Genomic DNA, 19,504 nt, shown 5'->3' with positions numbered 1-19,504 from the left:
AAAAACTGTGACAACTGTCACAGTCCGATCATTTACTTACGATTGTAAGAATGTCTTGATGTGCATTTCGTGTTGCTAACAATACTGGTGTTGATGATAACACATCAAGCCGCCGTCCGTCAATAGTTGTCATCTTAAGTCCGGCAGTTTCACACAAAATTCTGCCAGCACCAAAGTCCCAAGGCTTCAGATAAGATATATAACCAACTAATTCACCGCGGAGAACAGAAATAATATCAATCCCAGCACTGCCGTAAATGCGCATTCCCAATGACTGTTGGGCAATGTCTACCATATTATAATCATTATGCAATACCATCGGTCCGCTAAGACCAATGAGTCCCTCTCTAAGAGACGTATCTTTAACAGGTGGTAATGGATGCCCGTTATCAAACACTCCTAAGTCCGGGCCACCAGAAAGCAAATGCTTGCCAATGACGTCCATGACATAGCCAAGGACACCCTTGCCGTCCTCATATAGGGCAATCATAATGGCAAAATGATTTCGCTGCTTAACAAAATTCATGGTGCCGTCAATCGGATCGATAATCCAGATCCGGCCATCGGTTGAATGCACCTGATCGCCAAATCCCTCTTCGCCAAGAATTTTGGCATCCGGATCAAATTCACGAATCTTGCCAACCAAAAACTTCTCGTTTTGCTTGTCAATATTAGTAACCAAGTCGCGTCGACTGGTTTTAGTATCAACTTTTAACCTGGTATCAATTTTTCTTAAAACATTGTCCCGCGATTCATGCAGCCAACCTTTAACTGTTTTGTCTATTTCTTTGAGTTCGTTAATTTCCATTCTATGCCTCGTGTACGCTTAAATTTCCCGCCTGTGCATCCTTAGAAAGCTTAATGACTTGATAGGAATCATATCCCGAGCGGTGTTCAAATTCCCTTTCAAGCTGTTTTTGCTCCATTTTGGCAGGCACAACCTGTTGAAATTTTCGATAAGCATCGATAAAGTCGGCTCGTTTGACACCTGCAGATTGCTCATACGCTTGTTCAATTGTCTGGAAAAAATTCACGACATCAATAATTTCATCAACGCCCAAACCGTCAATCAAAGGGTATTCATACCCATCAGCCATTGCATTCACTCCTATCAGTACTACGTTGACTTTATTATATGATACATGACGACTTTGTGAAACAGAAAAGGCCGAAGTTGTTGGAGTTTTTCAGTTATTAGTTTGATCGTTGTTTATAACAGTATGCAAACAAGGGACTGGAGACAGCAATTATTTTTGATCTATCAAGTTAAAAACACTACATAGAATTCATGTTGTTAGCATGTCTGCCCTGACCCCTGCCATGTAAAACAAAAAAGCCAACGGTGAACAAGTTCATCATCGACTTTCTTGCATTACACTCCGGGGTCAACCCGGGCTTTGTCGCACACTTCCATTTGAGCTATGCTCCGACGACCCAGGGCCCTACTGTACAAGAAAAAGCCGGCAACGATGAACAAGAAACGTTCATCATTGTCGACTCTTCCTTGTACTCCAGGCCCTAAACGGGTCTCGTCGCACACTTTAAATATGCGTTGGGAATCCTAAACCTACATCTGCAGCTTCTTGAACTGGTTCGCTCAGGGTTGGATGTGGATGAATGGTAAGGGCAATGTCCTCAACATTCATGTGACTATTAACTGCCAAACTTAATTCAGCAACTAAATCACTTGCACCAGGTCCAACGATTTCACCACCGACGATCGTCTTATCATCTTTAGTAAAGATCAAACGAACGAATCCGTCAGCTTCGTCAAGTGATACGGCACGAGCATTACCTGCAAATGGGAACTTCGAAGTTGAGACTTCAATGTCCTTATCTTTAGCTTGTGCTTGAGTCATACCAACAACGGCGATTTCTGGATCTGAGAAGCAGACCGCAGGAACGCCAACATAGTCATTAGCAGTGTTCTTGCCGGAAATAGCGCCAGCAGCAACCTTGCCTTGGAAGAATGCTTTATGAGCCAATGCAGGACCTGAAGCAATATCCCCAATTGCGAAGATATGTTCTGAATCAGTTCTGCCTTGGATATCAGTTTGCACGATGCCATGATCGTCAACTTTAACCTTGGTGTATTCCAAGCCAAGATCATCAGTGTTTGGACGACGACCAACAGTTACCATGCAGTAGTCAGCTTTGATGGTTGTTTGTTTGCCATCTTCTTCGTACGTCACGGAAACGCTGTTGTCATCCTGACTTGAAGAAATTGCTTTGGCACTGGTATGAATATCAACGCCCTTCTTCTTCAAGTTCTTGACAACTAATGAAACCATGTCTTTAGTGAATCCATTCAAGATTGAATCCAAGCCTTCGATAATGGTTACGTGAGCACCTAAGTTGGCATATGCGCCAGCTAATTCGGTTCCAACGTATCCTCCACCGATAACCACGAATTCTTTTGGAATTTCTGGAAGGTTCAAGCCACCGGTTGAGTCAACAACTCGGCCATCAAACTTGAATCCAGGAATTTCAATTGGATGTGAACCACTGGCAATGATTAAGTTGTCAAACTGAATGGTCGTTCCAGTATCAGCACTCATGAATTGTTGCGGTCCGGTAGGCATTACTCGTAATTGAGTATCACTGTCCAGAACAGCTTCTCCATGAATAATTTCAACCTTGTGTTTGTTCAGCAGCATCTTAACACCACTGGTCATTCGGTCAACAACCTTCTTTTGCTTCCAGTCTTGCGTTTTAGCAAAATCGATTGTAGCTGGTTGAGTTGTAATTCCATAAGTCGAAGCATCGTTAGCTTCTTGAAGACGATGCCCAGCAGCGATCAAAGCTTTGGAAGGAACACAACCAACGTTTAAACAAACACCGCCAAGTGTATCTGATTTTTCAATCAGTGTTACTTTTTGTCCTAATTCGGATGCACGGATTGCGGCAACGTAGCCACCAGGGCCAGCTCCGATAATTACTGTTTCTTTCTTTTCAACATCAGCCATTATTCGATCATCCTTCCATCAACAGCATTGCTGGATCATGAAGCAATTGATTCATGTAATTCAAAGCATTTTGTGCAAGGGCACCATCAATTAATCTGTGATCGTAGCTCAATGAAAGTTTCAGCATATTGCCAACTTTGATTTCGCCGTCTTCTGGATCAACATATGGTTCCTTGGCAATCTTACCAACACCTAAGATAGCAACTTCAGGTTGGTTGATAACTGGCGTGAACCAGCCACCACCAATTGATCCAACGTTACTGATGGTAATTGAACCACCCTTCATTGTATCTGGGCCAAGCTTGTTGTCATAAGCAGCTTGAGTGTTGTCGGTAATTTCTTTAGCAATTTCAAACATACCCTTGGAATCAGCATTCTTAATGTTTGGTACGTACAGGCCATGATCAGTGTTCGTAGCGATACCAACATTGAAGTAGTGTTTGTAAACAATTTCTTGGGTGGTGTCATCGATTGAAGCGTTGAACTCAGGATATTTCTTCATAACGGCAACCAATGCCTTCACAATGTAAGGTAAGAATGTCAAATGAATATCTTGGTCAGCAGCTGCTTGCTTGTATTTCTTACGGTTAGCCATTAATGCACTAACTTCAACATCATCAAATGAAGTTACGTGAGGCGCAATGTCTTTAGACGTACGCATTGCTTTAGCAATGATCTTACGCATTGGTGACATTGGTTCACGAGTTTCAAGATCAGGTTGGTCTGATTTCCAAGGTGCAACGGCTTGTCCGGCAGCGGCCTTTGCTTCGCCAGCAGGAGCAGTTGCGGGTGCAGCAGCAGGTGCGGCTGGAGCAGCAGCTGGATTGAAGTTGTCAATGTCAGCCTTGGTAATCTGACCATGATTTCCTGTAGCAGGAACAGCAGTGATATCAACACCTTTGTCACGTGCATATTGACGGACAGATGGCATCGCTTTTACAATTGCGTTTGGATTTGAAGCAGCTGGTGCAGCAGTAACTGCGGCTGGAGCAGCGGCAGGTGCTGGTGCGGCAGCTGGAGCAGGTGCGGCTTCAGCGGCAGGTGCAGGAGCAGCTTCTTCCTTAGCTGGTGCAGCTGCAGGAGCGGCATCATCAGGTTCGTCAGGAGATCCATCATCAATGACAACTAAAACGTCGCCCTTTTCAGCAGTTTCTCCTTCCTGCTTTTCAATACTCTTAATGGTTCCGGCAACTGGAGATGGCATTTCTTGGACAGACTTATCGTTTTGAATTTCAACTAACGGATCGTCTTCCTTGACGGTATCGCCAACCTTTACATCCCAGGTAGCAATTTCACCTTCAGTAATTCCTTCTCCCATCTCTGGTAGTTTAAACTTATAAGCCATGGGATCTAACTTCCTTTCTGTAACAAATTAGAATTTTAGTAGTTCAAAATTTCTCGTACTTTAGCTTCGATATCATCAGCATTTGGAAGCCAATCATTTTCAGCCATAGCAAATGGGAAGATACTGTCAGGAGCAGAAACACGGCCAATTGGTGCATCCAATGACATAATGTCGTTTTCAGCGATGTCTGAAGCAACTTTTGCTCCGGCACCAGCCATCTTTTGTGCTTCTTGAGCGATAACTACTTTGTGAGTCTTGTCGATTGAAGCAAAGATTGTTTCATCGTCAATTGGTGATAATGAACGTAAGTCAATAACTTCAACTGAGATGTTCTCTTTTTCTAATTTATCTGCCACTTTGAGTGCTTCGTTAACTTCGGCACTGTAAGCAACAACGGTAATGTCAGATCCTTCACGAACAACATTTGCCTTGTCTAGGGGAACAGTGTAATGGCCATCTGGAACTTCATCCTTCATTGAACGATAGAGTTTCAGGTTTTCCATGAATAATACTGGGTCGTTATTTTCAACGGCTGAGATTACCATTCCTTTAGCATCATAAGGATTTGCAGGTGTTACAACACGTAATCCTGGGATCCCAATGAACAAGTTTTCAAGTGAGTCACCGTGAAGTTCGGCAGTATGGGTACCACCACCGAATGGGGTTCTGATTGTGATAGGCATTGTGACGTCGCCTGAGAAACGGAACCGGTTACGTGACATTTGACCGCCAACAGAATCAACAGCTTCCATTGTGAATCCCATAAATTGAATTTCTGGGATTGGACGCCAGCCGGTTAATGCAAGTCCGATTGACATTCCTAAAATTCCTGATTCAGCAAGTGGGGTATCAAATACTCGGTCTTCACCATACTTATCTTGAAGCCCTTCAGTCGTACGGAACACACCACCGTTTTTACCAACATCTTCACCAAAAATCAGAGTCTTCGGATCGTCTTGTAATACTTGGTCAAGTCCGTTGGTAATTGCTTTAATATATGTCATTTTAGCCATGATTACTTCGACTCCTTTGCTTCGTATTTCTTAATGTCGGCTGCTACATCTGGGGTTGGAACTTCAAATGTGTTCTTCAAGAAGTCACTAACCTTTTGCTTAGGAGCAGCTTCGGCATCCTTCATTGCTTCCTTGAATTCATCTTTGTATTGCGCAACTAATTTGTCTTCTTTGTCTTGATCCCAAAGTTTCTTGTCGGTCAAAACTTTTCTCAAACGAATAAGTGGGTCTCGGTCGAACCATGGTTTTTCTTGTTCCTTAGTACGGTAACGACTAGGATCATCACCGGCAGAACTGTGGGCACCGAAACGATAAGTCAAGGTTTCAACTAAGACAGGGCCATTGCCGGCAACTGCGAAGTCACGAGCTTCTTTTGCAACCAAGTATGTTGCAAGGATATCCATACCATCAACTTGGACGCCAGGAACACCTGAAGCAACACCCTTTTGTGCAAGCGTTTCAGCAGCGGTTTGAGTCTTCCGTGGAACTGAAATTGCCCAGCCGTTGTTTTGAACGAAGAATACTTCTGGTGCTTGGAATGAACTTGCAAAGTTGATACCTTCATAGAAGTCACCCTGTGAAGTACCACCATCACCAGTAAATGTATAAGCAATGGTATCCTTCTCACCATTCTTCTTGATTCCTAATGCAGCACCAGCTGATTGTACATACTGAGCACCGATAATAATTTGTGGGATAAATGCACGTACACCGCGTCGTACATAGTCATAAGCTTGGTAGTGACCTTTTGACCATAAGTAACCCTCTTTAACGGTTGCGCCGTGTTGGATTAATTGTGGCAAATCACGATATGCTGGGAAGAGGTAATCTTGTTTCTTCATTGCGTGAGCAATCCCCATTTCTGAGGCTTCCTCACCGTAAGTAGGAGCATAGAAACCTAAACGACCCTGACGTGAAAAGTTCATTGTTTGTTCATGCAATGCACGTTCCCAAACCATCTTTTCCATCAGCGTAACTAGTTCATCATCGCTGAATTGGTCAAATAATTCTTGATTAACTATTTTCCCGGTTTCATCAATAACTTGAACTGGTTTCTTATATGGATCGCTCATCGTTGATTTGATCTTGGCAAAATCAACAACATGCTTACTCTTTGCTGCCATAGATAACACTTTCCTTTCCTATAAAGCTAGACTTGTGATGTACAAACTGATCACTTCTAAACCACAAGTTAAATTTAGCATTTTTCACGACTGTTTGCAAGCCCTTTCATTGCCGTGAAACCAACTTTTTCTAATAATCTTTTTGCTTGACAAAAATTGGGTTGAAACCGCTTGCGGGAGTATAGTTTGTGAAAAAACATCAACTTTGTGAATATAGTTTTTTTCTTAAAATTAAGTTAGAATAGAAGTTATTAATTCAATGATTAAAATATTTTCGGAGGTCTTTAGCGTGTTTTTAATGAAAGATATTGTACGAGATGGAGATCCGGTTCTCCGCAAACAAGCTCAAAAAGTCAAATTTCCATTGAGTAAAGAAGATAAGCAGTTGGCCCACGACCTCATGGAATATCTTGAAGTCAGCCAGGATCCAGAGCAATGTGAAAAGTTGGGACTCCGGGCTGGTGTTGGTCTGGCAGCTCCACAAGTTGGTGTCTCTGAGATGATGGCATCCGTGTTAGTTCCCAGCGAAGATGAAGATGAAAAAGATAAGCCGGTTTTCAAAGATGTCATTATTAATCCGGTGATTGTGTCAAATTCAGTTCAACGTGGCGCTTTGACTGAGGGCGAAGGCTGCCTGTCAGTTGATAAAGACATTCCTGGCTATGTCCCTCGAGCCGCCAGAATTACGTTGAAGTACCAAGATGTCGATGGCAAAGAACACAAAGTCCGATTGAAAAATTACCCGGCAATTGTCTGCCAGCATGAAATCGACCATCTCCACGGCACCCTGTTCTATGATCATATTAATAAGGATAATCCATTCGCAAAGACGGATGATGAGGTGTTTGTGTACTAGAGTGCGACAAAGCCCGTTTATCCCCGGTATATAAGCAGCAATAGGGCATTGATGAACGGTTCTTGTTCATTGATGCGCTATTGCTGCTTATATACCGGGGATGGGCTGTCAGAGCACGTTTCCACTATGGAATAGCAATACGCACTCCAACTTCCAAAAATCATCCAACCAACAGAACACATCCCCCCACTCCAAATCGTAAAAAAAGAAGCTTGCCTCCGGGCAAGCTTCTTCTGTAATACATTGTGAACAATCGATGAATGAACTTTTTGTAAGTTATAGAACATTTTTTCATTTATTTTGTAACAAACCGTTTTACTTATAAATGAATTAATGGAAAGACTCAGAATCCACACTTATTTATTGCCGGCTCTCTTCTACAACCCCGTCTTGATCTGGCATCTGCATATGAATAAATTTTGGCATCGTCAAAAGTGTAAAGCTAACCATCACCACACCTGACAAGACGAAGACCATGCCATTTGGAAATCGCTGAAAAATAAACGAATAGAAAACTGTGCCAAGAGGAATTGACATCATATTAAGGGACATCTCGGTTGATGACACCCTGCCCATGATCTCCGCTGGGACAGTTTTTTGCATGTAAATTCCAAACGGCGTATTCATAAATGCCAGCGACAAGCCCACGGCAAACAACATCAAAGACCCTGCAGACTGAACCAGTAGTTTGCTGGGGTTAACCAACAACAAGAATCCAACCCCGGAAATTCCTATCGCCATCGTAACCATGGTAACTGCAAGGATACGCGCCAGCCTTCTAAGTTCTGGTGACACACTAATAATCAAATTTCCAATGAGCATTCCCAGTGCATCTGCAGAATTTAATAGGCCAAGGGTCACGTTTCCCAAGTGTAAATGCTGCACCACAATGAATGGCAGGCCAACGTTTGTGACCGCAAAAATGAAATTTAAAAATAATGCAACACTGATTAAATATCTCAAAAAATGGTGTGACATCAAATAATTAATGCCAACCTTGAACTTACCAAACTGTGATTCCTTGATAATTGTTGATTCTGGTTGAATACTTTTTGAATAATGAAAATGCATTGTAGACAATATCAATAATGCAATGACATGGGCGAATAATTGGAAGATAACAAACCATTCAAACCCCACCAACACGTACAAGGCTGCTGCAACAATGGGCGAAAAGGTGGAAGCAAATGATGCGGCTGATTGACTTAATGAGTTGAGCTTTTGAATATGACCTGTGTTCACCAATTCATGAACAGACGCCATATAACCTGAGTTCGACACATTAACAGAAGCATAGTTGATGATCAAAAATATAACCGTTGGGATTAGCTTTCCGGTCCCCACAAATCTTTCAATCGTAACTGCATAGATGAAAAGGGCAATAATCCTAATGGCCAAGCTAATCATCAAGATCTGTTTGTGTTTGTATGTATCCACTAGATTTCCAATTGGGACCAAACCAACGAGTGTCACAATTGGCATGATGATCATTGACAGTCCGAAGCTGATCGACATTCCGGTTGCATGTAATAACATGAGCCCCAAAGCAAATGAGAACATGTCACCACAAAAAGTACTGGTAAAATTGCTGGAAACATCCTTTATTATCTGCATATTCGATTCATGATCACTAATTTTCATAGCAGCACCCTCTTAATTTTTGATTAACTGAAGATTACTACCAAAAATTAAGGAACAGATGTACAATGTGTTGCATATATGCCACATAGGAGGTAACGATGAAAAGTATTGGTCAAACAGTGAAAATGATTCGCCAAATTAAAGGGTTCACTCAAAATGAGGTCTATTCCGGCGTGATGTCACGGTCATTTGCCCACCGATTTGAAAGTGGTGAGAACGATATTAGTGCGACAAAACTCTTTCAGATTCTAGACAATCTTTTAATTTCCGTTGAAGAATTTCGTTTCATTCAAAATGATTATCACAGGTCTTCCGAACAAGAATTACAGCAACAGTTGCAAGACGCCTACGCTGTCCACAACCTTCAAGAGATGGGTAAAATTATTAATGACAATAAGGATAGTCGCAATTTCAGCTTAAAATCAATCGCAGGTATCGGCCAAGTGTTGGTTGAAACATATCAATCAAAAACATTCTCAATCACGCCAGCGATGGAAAGCTTTTGGAAAGAACTTTTTAATTCAAAGACATGGACCCTGCAAGAAATCCGCAATGCCAATCTATTATTACCAATAGCCGTTAACAGTCATCGCGAACACCTGATTCCAACAATCGTGCAAAGATTTGAAAACAATTGCCAAAAATATTTAACCGCGACTGGGGATCCTTTTCATGTCAGCGATGAATTGATGGGGATGTATTTGACCCTTATCCAGACTGAATTAAACACTGAGCAGTATGGTTCAGTTAAGCAGCTTGTCAATAAAGCAACCAATATCGATAAATTTCTGCTGACATGGAATGGCAGATTTGAACAACAGCTCATTGTTGCAATTTGGAACTTATATTTTGGTAATGAAAAAGATGGGGAAACTATCATTGCCAAGATTGCCGGGGTCGAAAACCTGTATGTGCCCCCAATTGATCATAACTTCAGGGCAATTGCTGATATGCGAAGAAAGCTGGCAAAAATATACAAAAAACGACACACCCATTAGTGCGTCGCAATTATCAATGCAGCCGTTTCAAATCATCCACATACTCAATCGTCGTTGTATTGATCAGATAAGCGACATCAAAATGCACCCGATCATCCAGCTGCCAAACATCGGTCACCATAAAAGCTGGTCGATCAGCCTGTTCAGTGTGGGCGTGCATATGGTGGTTGTCGCCGTATTGCTCAAGCGTATTTGACAGTGCTTGTCTGAATTCAAGAATTGAATTGTTAATTTTCGTAACCGGCAGATGATATTCAAACGCCATCACACCTCTACCCCACACTTCGGCAATATCTTCAGACTTAAAGTCACTTTCATCAAATGGTGAGAGTGATTTTTGCTCGACTAACTTATTAATAGAAGATTTAACTGCCTCGTTGGCAATTCGTTGCGCCAGTGCCAACCGTTTTCGTCCCGGTCTCGTTACAAATATATAATGAATCAAATTGTAAACGGCAAACGCCGCCACCAATCCGATGATTATTTGAATGATCAAATCGATGTTCATAACTGAGCCCCATTTCTTTTCGTTGGTTCAATTTTACCATGTATCACCGTTTGCAGATTACTTTCATGTTTATATACTTATTTTTTAGATTATGGTAGAATATCGTTATTAGTTGTGTTTTCACAACCACTTGTCCGTAAGGAAACCTCGAGTTTCTGCAAAAAATTGTATAATTTTAAAGGAGTTTTTTTATGATTTGGAAGGTTTTATATCAACCCAGCAAGAAGGAAAGTCCTCGCCGGGAAACGACTCATTCACTCTATGTTGAGGCCGACACAGAAGTTGAAGCTCACGCACTTGTTGAAGACAATACCGACTATGATATCGAATTCATCGAGCCCCTCCAAGGCAAACACTTGGAGTATGAGCAAAGTAATCCTGATTACAAAGTAACGGAGTTTAATAATAAATGAAAAAACTAAACGTCAAGAATAACGAAGCAGCTATCTATGGCGTTGGTGGTTTGGGAGAAATCGGTAAAAACACTTATGGCATTCAATTCCAGGATGAAATCATTCTAATTGATGCAGGAATTAAGTTTCCTGAAGATGACCTGTTAGGTGTCGATTATGTTATCCCAGACTATCAGTATCTGGTTGAAAATAAGGATAAGATCAAAGCTTTGGTTATCACCCATGGTCATGAAGATCATATTGGTGGTGTGCCATATTTGATGAAGGTTTTAAACGTCCCTATCTATGCCGGACCACTTGCGATGGCGCTAATTAAAAATAAATTGGAAGAACACGGTTTGCTCAATTCCGTTGAGTTACACGAAATTAGCGACAAGTCTGTTCTGAAGTTCCGAAAGATGAAGGTTTCATTTTTCAGAACCACCCACTCGATCCCTGATACCGTCGGAATTGCTGTTCACACTCCGGTCGGCGTCATCGTGGAAACTGGTGATTATAAATTCGACCTCACACCAGTTACCAACCAGCCGCCTGATCTTCAGGAAATGGCCAGATTAGGTGCTGAAGGCGTCCTTTGTTTGATGTCTGATAGTACGAATGCTGAAAAGCCAATCTGGACTCACTCTGAAAAATGGGTTGGCACTTCGATTGCCCATATCTTCGATAATATTAAGGAACGAATTATTTTTGCGACATTTGCTTCGAATATTTCTCGAATTAAAACTGCCTGTGACAACGCAATGGCTCATGGGCGTAAGATCGCCGTCTTCGGCCGTAGTATGGATGCAGCGATTGTCAATGGACGTGAATTGGGCTATCTTGATATCCCTGATGATGCGTTTGTTGATGCTCACGAACTGCAGTCATTACCAGCCAATAAGACATTGATCTTATGTACTGGATCACAAGGTGAACCAATGGCCGCCCTTTCACGGATTGCCAACGGTACCCACCGTCAGATTTCAATTCAACCCGGTGATACGGTTATCTTTTCAAGTAACCCAATTCCAGGTAACACAACCAGTGTTAACAGCGTCATCAATAAGCTTGAAGAAGCCGGCGCCAATGTCATTCATGGCCGCGTTAACAACATTCATACTTCCGGTCATGGTGGCCAGGAAGAACAAAAACTGATGTTGCGCTTGATGAAGCCCAAATTCTTCATGCCAATTCATGGTGAGTACAGAATGCTGAAAATTCATACTGAACTTGCTGAACAATGTGGCGTGCCAATGGATCACAGCTTTATCATGCAAAATGGTGATGTCCTCGCCCTTTCAAAAGATAGCGCTCGAATGGCCGGCCATTTCACTGCAGGAGATGTTTACATTGATGGCAGCGGAATTGGTGATGTTGGAAATGTCGTGTTACGTGACCGTCAACTTCTTTCTGAAGAAGGAATCGTTGTGGTTGTTGCCACGATCAACCTGGATAACCAGGAAATTCAATCTGGCCCAGACATTCTCTCGCGTGGCTTTGTCTACATGCGCGAATCTGGTGAGCTCCTGGATGAGGGTCGTCGCCGAGTATTTAAGACGATTCGAAAGTCAATGCGTGCTAAGAAAGCAACTGAGTCTTCTATTAGAAACGCAGTTATTGATGACCTTCAGGAATTCCTTTACGACAAGACTGAAAGGCATCCAATGATTTTACCAATGCTCATTATGAATGGTAAACAACAATAGAATTAAACGTTACTAATCAGAAAACTTGAGAACCGGATAGATTTTATATTCGATTCTCAAGTTTTTTTACATAAAACCATATTAAGTTGGGGGCATCCTCGCAGATGAAATATTTCATAATCATAAATTTGTATGCTGGTGGTGACAATGCTAGAAGGGCTTGGCCGGATATTCAGAAACAACTGGCCACTTCAAGCATTTCCTACAAAGCGTTGTACACCGAATATCCAAACCACGCTGTGGAATTAGCCAAGCAAATCCTTGGAAAAGTTGATGCTTCCGGCCAAAAGGATGCAGTCATCATTGCTGCCGGCGGCGATGGGACCCTTCATGAAACGTTATTGGGCTGTGAACGCTATTACGAAACCCATCCTAATAACTATCAAGTACCAATTGCATTTCTGCCAGTTGGTTCAGGCAACGATTTTGCCCGTGGCATCAAAACCCCGCTACACTGGGAAAAAGCTTTGACCGATATTTTAAATTGTACGACTCCAACCACGATTAATGTGGGCCATTACGTTGATCTTGATCACCACACAGACGGTTTCTTCACCAACAACTTTGGAATCGGTTTTGATGCCACAGTGGTGCATTTGGCCAATCATTCATCATTAAAAACCAATGCGTTCTTCGGTAAATTTTCATATATGGCGTCTATATTAAACGTCATTATCAATTTCAAAGGCTTCCACGCAGAAATTTTACCTGGAAGCATGCCTAAAGCGACATTTAATCGCACATTTCTATTAACAACAACTGATATTCCTTATTTCGGCGGTGGCATCAACATTGTGCCCACCGCATCAGTGTTAGACGATCATCTTGACTTGGTCATTGTCGAGAAACCGAGTGTTTGGCAATTGATTTTATTTATATCTATGATATTTTTAAAGAGGCACTTACGACTTAAATTTATTCATCATTATCATGAAAAACAACTGTTTATAAAAACAAATGGTAATCGATTAGCTCAAATTGACGGCGAGGAGCTCAACCAGGAAACGTATAATCTGAAACTAGAAACCGTTAAATATCCATTTTGGATCCGCTAAAATTTTTCATCCTGACTAACTAACGACGAGGTAATTCAATGTATTCAACCAGCTACCTTCTATTTCAATCATTAACCGCAGTTGCATTAGGTGACGCGCTTGGGTTCCCAATCCAACACGATACCCGAAGTAACCCCTTTGATGAACCAGTTCACGAAATGGTTGGTCATCAGACGCAGGAAGTCCCAGCAGGAACGTGGTCTGATGACACCTCCTTGTCAATTGCTTCTTTAGTCAGCTTAACTTTTGGCTATAATCTGCATGATTTGATGACCCGCTATTCACAGTGGTACCACTTTGGGGACTATACACCCTTCAACTATTCATACGATATCGATGAAACCACCAAAGCCGCACTTCAACGTTTCGACAGCGGTATTGAACCGAAATTGTGTGGTGGGACGATGGATTCAGATAATAACAATACTGCCCTCAAACGGCTGATGCCATTGGCATTTTACCTTTTGACGAAAAATCAGCACTATGTTTTTAATGAAGCGACCGTCAAATTGATCCATGATTATACAGCAACCACCAACCGAACTCCCAAAACTTTCATCGGTTCTGGCATTTTAACAAATGTCATTATTCGCCTAATTCAAAATCCCAACAAATACGCCATGCTAAGGGCTGTTAAAGAAGCGCTGGACTATTACCGCTCGCAAGATGAATATGCGGCTCAGGTGCCGTTTTTCGAGCAATTAGAGGAGGCTCACTTCCTAAGACAATCCAGCACAAAATTAAGGCCTTCCAGTGATGTCATCGCAACCTTAAATGCGGTTTTCTGGTGCTTAATGAATTCCGAACAGTATAACGTTGCCGTGTCAAAGGCAGTCAACCTTGGCAGTGATGCGGACACCATCGGATCGATCACATCAATGTTGGCATCCCTGCTCTTCGCACCGGTGACGTTCCCAGAAAGCTGGCTGTCAAAGCTTCAGGGTAGGAATCAAATTAAAATTGCCGTCTCGGTGGCTCTGTTGTCGGATAACTTCTAGAGTGGGCGACGAGCAACGGGTGATGCGGTTTCTAAGGGGGCTTTGACTTAACCAAGCTTTTGGGTTGAGTCAAAGCCCCCCTTAGAAGTTAGCATCAGTTGCGTCGGAGCCGTCCTCAAAGGCCTAGGCATACCGAAGAGAAACTGAATGTAGTGCATCATGTATCAAATAACGAAACAGTTACCGGTGAATTCAGATAGTTCACCACTGCCTGCATTTAGAAAATTGAACATAAAGAAAGAACGTAGGCAACGATAAGTGAAAATCGTAACCCGCGTTCTTTCTTTATGTGGACACTAAGGATTAGCCCGGCCAAAACAAAAAGCGGCACTGTCATAAACGTCCCGCTTTAATGCAATCGCTAATCCTCGGAAGCATCCATTGCTTCTAGAATCATATTCAACTGCATGCATTCTTCATTTAAATGTGTCATTTCGTTTCCAAACTGTGGTCTAATTACTTCTGTCGAACTCGTATTCACTGAGGTAGACTTGATCTTGTCTGCTTCTTCAGATTTCAATTGATTAAGCTTCGAGGATGCCTTCTGGTATTCTCTTAGAATTTCTAACTTATTGCTCATAGCTATAAACTCCTTTGAAGGTGAAATTTAAATTTTTAAATCAACGACGCTTTTCCTGACGCAGGAATGTTATCTATTTTTTAACATTTCCTGCTAACGTCTGGATATACTACCAGATAAATTTCCAGAAAGCAACACCTTACCGAAAAGAGTTTTCAGAAAATAATGACTTTATCATTTGGCTAACTATTATTTGTATTCTGCCGCAATTTCTTCAGCGGTTGGAATTGATGGCAATGCCCCTAAACGTCGAACAGTGATGGATGACGCCTTTTGAGCATATACCAGTGCTTCTTCAACGTTGGACAAGTCTTTCTTAACTTGTGAACTGAAAGCGCCAATAAAGGTATCACCGGCTGCGGTCGTGTCTTTGGCTTTAACTTTAAATGCCGGCACGAAACCACTGCCACTTGGCGTATGGTAGTATGCACCACGGTCGCCAACAGTGATGATCAGGTTATCGATCCCCATTTCTGCAAACTTGGCAGCATTCTGATCCATCGAATCAGTGTCCACAGCTTCAATTCCAGTTAAAGTAGCACTTTCGGTTTCATTGGGGACGATCAGATCAGTCACATCCAACAGACCATCAAGAATTTTTGATGCGGGCGCAGGATTTAGAATAGTTGTGACACCGTGTTCCTTGGCTAACTTAAAGGCCTCATATGTCACATCTTGTGGTGTTTCAAACTCAGAAATTAAAATATCTGCATTGTCGATCAAGGACTCGCTGTCCACAATCATTTCCGGTTTCATGGCTTGATTTGCGCCACCATACACCATAATGCTGTTCTGTCCCTGATTATCCAGCAAAATGACAGCTGATCCGGTTCCGTTCACCTTATCAATATCAACGTGGTCGGTATTGATGCCGTCATGCTTCAAAGCGTCAATCATGAATTGACCGTTACTATCCTCGCCAACTCGACCGATAAAGCTGGTATCGGCGCCCGAACGTGCCGCTGCAACTGCCTGATTAGCACCCTTCCCACCGGCTGAATTGGTCTTGCTTTTTGCGCTGATTGTTTCACCAGGCTTTGGCATCTGGTCAATGTGGAGAGTTGTATCAACATTTAAGCTACCAAGAACAACAACTTTGTTTGTCATAATAAGCCCCTCTAAATCCCTTAGTATAGTGTGTTAAAACCTTTAACTAAATTCTATCAAATTCTCCTGGATTTAACAAGGATCACAATTTAGTCGATCGCGCGGACGCTATCTCGTTCCACCAAAGAAACGGGCAGCGATACTTGTTGAATGGGTTCATTCTGGTCTTCAATCCGGTTAATAATCATTTGAGCCGCCTTGGTGCCCATCTCAAATGCAGGCTGATGAACGGTGGTCAATTTTGGATAAATATATTCGCCCAAGTCAATATCATCGTAGCCAACAATGGAAATATCTTCTGGAATCTTCAAGCCGGCTTCTTCAAGACCGCGATACAACCCGATAGCCACTTCATCATTAATCGCAAAAATGGCGTTGGGCTTGGTTGCCAGTGCAGCCGCTGTTGCGTCGTAGCCACCCTTTTTGGTCATATCGGTTGTAATGATGTTGGCATCAGGAATCGGCGTCCCGTTCTTCTTGTAAGTTTCCACGAATCCCTGGAGTCGTTCCTGCAAGTTCAGAGTTGGTTTAGTGGCGCAGACCACTGTGACGTTGGTATGGCCGTTTTTGATCAAATAGTCCGCTAAAAGCGCCCCACCCTTTTCGTTATTTGCATCAACCCGGTCGCCCTTAACCACCGGCGCCTGGTCAATCAAAATGTACGGAATGCCGTTCTGGTTTAAAATATTATCAATGTAATTAATATCAGACACCGCTGAAGCGATTATCATGCCGTCTGCGGCCCGTCTGACTGATTCAAAGAGATAGTGAGTCTCCTGCTCTTGACTGTTGTTAGAGCCGAAAATAAGCGGTACATAATCCTGCTTAATGGCTTCATCCTCAATCCCGCGTAAAAAGCGGCTGAAAAATGGGTTGTTGAGATTTGGAACCAATACCCCAATCGTCCTGCCACTTTTCCGAATCAAACTTTGGGCGTTGAAATCAGGGACGTAGCCCATTTCCTTTTGTAATTGCTTCACTTTTTCAACAGTTTTGCTGCTAAATCGGGCAGCCTTGCCATTCAAGATCTGTGAAACTGTTGTCACTGAAACCTTGGCCCGGGCTGCTAAATCTGTAATTGTCACTTTCTTTGTCATAGTTATTCTCCATTCACGGACAGATGTCTTTGACTAGATTATACCAAACAAAAAGCATTAAACCGGTTTAATCCCAATTTAATGCTAATTCTATACAAGTTATTAACTGTTGCTAATTATTCTTTCACTATTTTATCAATCTGAGCTAATTCATCAGAGGTGAAATCAAGGTTTTTAAGCGCTTTGAGATTATCTTCCAAATGATTAATCTTAGAAGCACCAGTTACAACACTGGCAACGGTCTTATCATGTAATAACCAAGCCAATGACATTTGAGCCAGATTTTGATTCCGGTTCTTGGCGATGTCGTTTAACTCATTGAGTTTCTTAACCAATTCGTCTTTACCATGCTTGATAACGAATTCATTGCTCCAGTGAATCTTCACATCGTCATCCATGCCATTAAGATATTTGTCGGTTAACAAGCCTTCTGCAAGTGGTCCGTAAGCAACCAATGCTTTATTATTTTTACTCAATGTATCCAACAAACCATCTTTTTCAATGCCACGATTCAGCATATTATAAGATGCCTGATTAACGACAAATGGCGTGTGGAATTCTTTGAAGTACTTAATGATTTCAGCCGTCTGAGCTGAATTGTAATTGGAAATCCCGATGTACAAAGCTTTTCCGGAACGAACGATTTCATCCAAAGCTTCCGCAGTTTCTTCCAAGCTGGTGTTGGGATCAAATCGGTGACTGTAATAAATATCGACATAGTCCAATCCCATGCGCTTCAAGCTGCCGTCCAACGCATTAACTAAAGTCTTCTTAGATGAAAAGTTTCCATAAGGTCCTGGCCACATATTGAAGCCAGCCTTGGTGGTAATGACTAATTCGTCCCGATATGGCTTCAGATTGGCGCGGTATACTTCACCGAACATCCGCTCTGCAGCACCGGCGCTTGGACCATAGTTATAGGCATTATCGAAACTGAATATTCCTAAGTCAAAGGCCTTCAAAATGACTTTTTCACTGTCGCCATAGTTGGCATCATCGCCAAAACTATGCCACAATCCGAATGATAGTGCCGGTAATTGGAGCCCGGAATTTCCAGCTCTGCGTACCACTGCGTTTTCATAACGATCGTCATTTGCCTTATACATAAATTAAACCACCTCGTAAAATATTTTATCTACCAAACAGTTTACCAACCGATTGGTGATTATGGATCAAGGAAATTGCTTCACCAAATAATTTACCAACGGAAACAACTTCCAATTTTTCAAATTGGTCAGCCTTGGAAATGCTGATTGAATCTGTCACAATGACTTTTTTAATTGGTGAATTCTGGAGTCGCTGTTGCGCATCCCCTGAGAACACAGCGTGGGTTGCAATGGCAAAAACATCGGTTGCCCCAGCCTTTTTCAAGGTTTCAGCAGCAATCGTTAATTTGAAGGCAGTATCGATCATATCATCCACGATAATTGCCCGCTTGCCCTTCACATTCCCAATAACTGATTCTGGAACCGTAGTCGCGTCTTCCGGTGAACGGTTATCAATAATCGCAATTGGTGCACTCAGCAATTCAGCAAACTTTCTTGCGCGGGAAACACCAGTGTGATCAGGTGAAACCACCACCACATCAGAACTCTTATAAGTTTGAACAAAGTAGTGGGCCAACAATGTGTCGGCTTTCAAATGGTCAACAGGAATGTTGAAGAAGCCTTGAATCTGGTCAGCATGAAGATCGAGCGCAACCACTCGGTCAACACCATCCATTTCTAAGAAAGAAGCTACTAATTTGGCGGTGATGGGTTCTCTTGAGCGAGCCTTACGATCAGCACGTGAATAACCATAGTATGGGATAACCACGTTAATCGATTTGGCACTTGCCCGTCGAACGGCATCAACCATGATCAACAGTTCCATCAAATTTGAGTTAACGGGATCGGAAACGGATTGAATAATATAAACTTCATCGCCTCGAATACTTTCGTCAACACTAATTTTGATTTCATCATCGCTAAACTTTTCGACAGTTGATTTGCTCAGCGGCACACCGACTGCCTTACTAATTTCCTCAGCCAAATGGCGGTTGGAGTTCAAAGAAAATAATTTAAGATTGGGATGCGTTTTTGATTCGGCCATGATTTCCTCCAAGTATTCTTCTTTACC

Annotated in this window: 19 protein-coding genes and 1 pseudogene; 7 read left to right on the top strand and 13 right to left on the bottom strand. The window is 42.3% G+C overall.

Annotation, left to right across the window (positions count from 1 at the left end; genetic code table 11):
- Positions 1–28 precede the first annotated feature (28 nt).
- The 6 genes from FD05_RS11220 to pdhA form a co-directional block, all read right to left on the bottom strand.
- Positions 29–808: an inositol monophosphatase family protein gene (locus FD05_RS11220; protein ID WP_020281896.1), complete on the bottom strand. Its 780-nt coding sequence runs from the start codon at positions 806–808 to the stop codon at positions 29–31.
- 1 nt (position 809) lies between these two features.
- The gene (locus FD05_RS11215; protein WP_020281895.1) at positions 810–1,097 is read right to left on the bottom strand and encodes a UPF0223 family protein; all 288 of its coding nucleotides are present in this window, start codon (positions 1,095–1,097) and stop codon (positions 810–812) included.
- A 444-nt stretch (positions 1,098–1,541) separates the two neighbouring features.
- Positions 1,542–2,966, bottom strand: a complete 1,425-nt coding sequence (gene lpdA / locus FD05_RS11210) for a dihydrolipoyl dehydrogenase (protein WP_020281894.1) — start codon at positions 2,964–2,966, stop codon at positions 1,542–1,544.
- Between the two features lie 7 nt (positions 2,967–2,973).
- Complete coding sequence (locus tag FD05_RS11205) at positions 2,974–4,311, bottom strand: 2-oxo acid dehydrogenase subunit E2 (protein ID WP_020281893.1); 1,338 nt, start codon at positions 4,309–4,311, stop codon at positions 2,974–2,976.
- A gap of 35 nt (positions 4,312–4,346) precedes the next feature.
- On the bottom strand, positions 4,347–5,324 hold the full coding sequence (locus tag FD05_RS11200) for an alpha-ketoacid dehydrogenase subunit beta (RefSeq protein WP_013727558.1): 978 nt from the start codon (positions 5,322–5,324) through the stop codon (positions 4,347–4,349).
- A gap of 2 nt (positions 5,325–5,326) precedes the next feature.
- On the bottom strand, positions 5,327–6,448 hold the full coding sequence (pdhA, locus tag FD05_RS11195) for a pyruvate dehydrogenase (acetyl-transferring) E1 component subunit alpha (protein ID WP_020281892.1): 1,122 nt from the start codon (positions 6,446–6,448) through the stop codon (positions 5,327–5,329).
- Between the two features lie 289 nt (positions 6,449–6,737).
- On the opposite strand from pdhA, the gene def reads away from it, so the two are divergent.
- Positions 6,738–7,304, top strand: coding sequence for a peptide deformylase (gene def, locus FD05_RS11190; protein WP_039933264.1), 567 nt, complete (start codon positions 6,738–6,740; stop codon positions 7,302–7,304).
- A gap of 360 nt (positions 7,305–7,664) precedes the next feature.
- Here the strand turns inward: def and FD05_RS11185 are convergent, their stop codons facing one another.
- Positions 7,665–8,945 (bottom strand): MFS transporter, encoded by a 1,281-nt coding sequence (locus FD05_RS11185; protein WP_020281890.1) that lies wholly within the window; start codon positions 8,943–8,945, stop codon positions 7,665–7,667.
- A gap of 98 nt (positions 8,946–9,043) precedes the next feature.
- Here FD05_RS11185 and FD05_RS11180 point away from each other — a divergent pair, with 98 nt between their 5' ends.
- Entirely contained in the window at positions 9,044–9,943 is a 900-nt protein-coding gene (locus FD05_RS11180; RefSeq protein WP_020281889.1) for a helix-turn-helix domain-containing protein, read from the top strand.
- A gap of 13 nt (positions 9,944–9,956) precedes the next feature.
- Here FD05_RS11180 and FD05_RS11175 read toward each other — a convergent pair whose 3' ends face one another.
- The gene (locus FD05_RS11175; protein ID WP_020281888.1) at positions 9,957–10,451 is read right to left on the bottom strand and encodes a hypothetical protein; all 495 of its coding nucleotides are present in this window, start codon (positions 10,449–10,451) and stop codon (positions 9,957–9,959) included.
- Between the two features lie 191 nt (positions 10,452–10,642).
- Here FD05_RS11175 and FD05_RS11170 point away from each other — a divergent pair, with 191 nt between their 5' ends.
- The 5 genes and pseudogenes from FD05_RS11170 to FD05_RS11155 all read left to right on the top strand — a co-directional run bounded on the left by FD05_RS11170 (position 10,643) and on the right by FD05_RS11155 (position 14,602).
- Complete coding sequence (locus FD05_RS11170; RefSeq protein ID WP_020281887.1) at positions 10,643–10,864, top strand: DNA-directed RNA polymerase subunit epsilon; 222 nt, start codon at positions 10,643–10,645, stop codon at positions 10,862–10,864.
- Positions 10,861–12,549 carry a ribonuclease J1 gene (rnjA, locus tag FD05_RS11165; protein ID WP_020281886.1) on the top strand — a complete coding sequence of 563 codons (1,689 nt, stop codon included), beginning with the start codon at positions 10,861–10,863 and terminating at the stop codon, positions 12,547–12,549. The genes FD05_RS11170 and rnjA overlap by 4 nt, the downstream gene beginning before the upstream one ends.
- A 104-nt stretch (positions 12,550–12,653) precedes the next feature.
- Positions 12,654–13,025 (top strand): annotated as a pseudogene (locus FD05_RS11960) (diacylglycerol/lipid kinase family protein); the annotation flags it as partial.
- A gap of 33 nt (positions 13,026–13,058) precedes the next feature.
- Positions 13,059–13,604, top strand: a complete 546-nt coding sequence (locus FD05_RS11955; RefSeq protein WP_394804984.1) for a diacylglycerol/lipid kinase family protein — start codon at positions 13,059–13,061, stop codon at positions 13,602–13,604.
- Positions 13,605–13,642: 38 nt separating this feature from the next.
- Positions 13,643–14,602, top strand: coding sequence for an ADP-ribosylglycohydrolase family protein (locus tag FD05_RS11155; protein ID WP_020281884.1), 960 nt, complete (start codon positions 13,643–13,645; stop codon positions 14,600–14,602).
- Between the two features lie 361 nt (positions 14,603–14,963).
- Here the strand turns inward: FD05_RS11155 and FD05_RS11150 are convergent, their stop codons facing one another.
- The 5 genes from FD05_RS11150 to FD05_RS11130 form a co-directional block, all read right to left on the bottom strand.
- Entirely contained in the window at positions 14,964–15,182 is a 219-nt protein-coding gene (locus FD05_RS11150; protein ID WP_020281883.1) for a hypothetical protein, read from the bottom strand.
- A gap of 189 nt (positions 15,183–15,371) precedes the next feature.
- On the bottom strand, positions 15,372–16,289 hold the full coding sequence (rbsK, locus tag FD05_RS11145) for a ribokinase (protein WP_020281882.1): 918 nt from the start codon (positions 16,287–16,289) through the stop codon (positions 15,372–15,374).
- 89 nt (positions 16,290–16,378) lie between these two features.
- Positions 16,379–17,386: a ribose utilization transcriptional repressor RbsR gene (rbsR, locus tag FD05_RS11140; protein ID WP_020281881.1), complete on the bottom strand. Its 1,008-nt coding sequence runs from the start codon at positions 17,384–17,386 to the stop codon at positions 16,379–16,381.
- 116 nt (positions 17,387–17,502) lie between these two features.
- On the bottom strand, positions 17,503–18,492 hold the full coding sequence (locus FD05_RS11135) for an aldo/keto reductase (RefSeq protein WP_020281880.1): 990 nt from the start codon (positions 18,490–18,492) through the stop codon (positions 17,503–17,505).
- A gap of 25 nt (positions 18,493–18,517) precedes the next feature.
- On the bottom strand, positions 18,518–19,477 hold the full coding sequence (locus tag FD05_RS11130) for a ribose-phosphate diphosphokinase (RefSeq protein ID WP_020281879.1): 960 nt from the start codon (positions 19,475–19,477) through the stop codon (positions 18,518–18,520).
- Between the last annotated feature and the right edge of the window lie 27 nt (positions 19,478–19,504).

This window comes from Lentilactobacillus otakiensis DSM 19908 = JCM 15040, assembly GCF_001434145.1.
Taxonomy (GTDB): Bacteria; Bacillota; Bacilli; order Lactobacillales; family Lactobacillaceae; genus Lentilactobacillus; species Lentilactobacillus otakiensis.
The sequence above is the reverse complement of the archived record's forward strand: the minus strand, read 5'-3'. Positions and strand labels throughout refer to the sequence as shown.